This window comes from Ruegeria sp. AN6, assembly GCF_056540425.1.
The window spans coordinates 1-1,852 of record NZ_JBQFWR010000039.1; the positions used below are offsets into that span (position 1 = coordinate 1).

Consider the following 1,852-nt stretch of genomic DNA (forward strand, 5'->3'; position numbering starts at 1 on the left):
CGCCACCTAGAAGAACAAACTCGCCTGTATGGATGCTCCCACTTACCTTTTTGTTTGAATGCAGAGGCCTATCGTACGAGAGCGTAAAGAAGTTTACGCGCGGAAAAAACGTTGATTTTTGAATAAATAGATTCAAACATGCGAATTCGACACAACTTTCATTTTACCTCCGTTGATGTCGCTGTCGCCCGATTTGTCGGGCCCTTCCGACTGCTGGAGTGAGTGCTGGCGGTCGGAAGTCCTCTTACAATGATCAAGCATTGGGAGGAGGCGATGCTGAAAATTAACGTTCTCCCCATCTTTCCAGAGTTTACTCTAGCTTTCGCCAGTGTCGTCATTCGGCCTTCACACGTTGTTGGCGGCCCCGATAGTCAACGAAATAACGTCCCGCCGACCAAGCCCGCCGCAGCAAGTTTTGGGAAAGGTAGTCACAGGATCGAGGTAAGTTCTATTGGCTGCGCAGCACTGGCTCGCTCTTCGGATAGTGCAGGCCATGTATTCTTCGCGTCTGAGCCAAGGGGTTCTGAAATACTACACGTTCATCGAACTGATAACGAGCGCGGACATGATCGAAGCTCCGAAGCGCGTGCCGGAATTTTCAACTCCGGTTGAATGAAGTTAGGAAGCAAAGGAAAAGTCTATGAAGATCGTATACGGATTTCTCGCAGCCTTATCAGTTGTGTTTTTCACCCTTGGAGGCAGCGATGCCCATGCCAAAGACAACAAGGGTAAAAAGCCGAACAAGGGGGGCAAGGACGGTGATGTCAGTATTCAGATTGAAGACAAACCCAGCAAAGGCCCAAAGACTATCCCACCTGGTCAGATCAAACGCTACACGCGCGGTGCCAAGCTCCCATCTGATCTGGAGTTCGAGGATATTGGGGACCTTTCCAAATGGAAGCTGAAGGAGCCGGGCAAAGGAAACCGCTACATTCAGGTCGATGGTGAAGTCCTCGAAGTTACGAATGACCTGTCTACCGTTGTTGATGCCGTCGGCGTCGTCGGTGATCTTCTCAACTAGATGAAAGTACGATGTTTCAGGGCAAGAATTACCTCGCTTGTCCTGACTCTGGCCGGGGCGATCATTTTGTGAACCCCGGCCCAAGTTGAAAACCCGGACACTGGACCTGGCGATGAAAAAAGCCCTTCTTGTACATTTTGCGCTTACTAACTTTTCAGCAACGCGCGTCCAATAGGTCGATGACGTTCAGACTTTTGGACCGATCCAGGCTTCTGAGGAGGCTTCGACCAATAGGGAACGTGTATTGATGGGAAGGATCAAAGCGACTGGCGGGGCTACCAGAGACGAATAGTGATACGGCCCAACCGACCTGAATATGGTTCAGAAGGGGCGTTCAGTTAGGTGGGCCGAATATCTGCTTGTCAGAGACTGAAGGGCGAAAGCGGCGATAGGGGAGCGCATGAGGGTTTGGCTATTTAGGATAAATGGGCTTGTCGCACTTCTCGCATTCGCAGCAGTCGCGTTTGTTTGGTTGTTGTTTGCTGCTCCGATGTTCTCGGACATGCGGCGCGAACTTGTGGAAAGAGTTCTTTCGGAACAAATTGGTCGGCCACTTCTAGTAAACGATGATGTAAGCTTCGCGCTTAGACGCATCAATCGCATTTACGTCGGTAGGGTAGTCATCCCGAGCCAGACAATGCCGGAAATACCTCTTGTAGAATTGAACCTGCTGGAACTGGAGCTGGACATTGTCGCCTTGACCAACGGACGTCTGCACTTTGACAATCTGGTAGTGGAAGGGTGCTGTCAGACGAATTCGAACCAGTCTCAGTTAGCCGCGGAAACCGCGAACCTATCCGGAACAAAGTTGACGCCACTCGCTAAGAGCGG

General features: G+C 50.9%; 2 protein-coding genes and 1 pseudogene. All 3 read left to right on the top strand.

Annotation, left to right across the window (positions count from 1 at the left end; all coding sequences use genetic code 11):
• The first annotated feature begins 493 nt into the window (after positions 1–493).
• The gene (locus ACR0MQ_RS22880; RefSeq protein WP_480611256.1) at positions 494–616 is read left to right on the top strand and encodes a hypothetical protein; all 123 of its coding nucleotides are present in this window, start codon (positions 494–496) and stop codon (positions 614–616) included.
• Between the two features lie 24 nt (positions 617–640).
• Entirely contained in the window at positions 641–1,021 is a 381-nt protein-coding gene (locus tag ACR0MQ_RS22885; protein ID WP_480611259.1) for a hypothetical protein, read from the top strand.
• Between the two features lie 400 nt (positions 1,022–1,421).
• A pseudogene (locus ACR0MQ_RS22890) lies at positions 1,422–1,852 on the top strand (hypothetical protein); the annotation flags it as partial.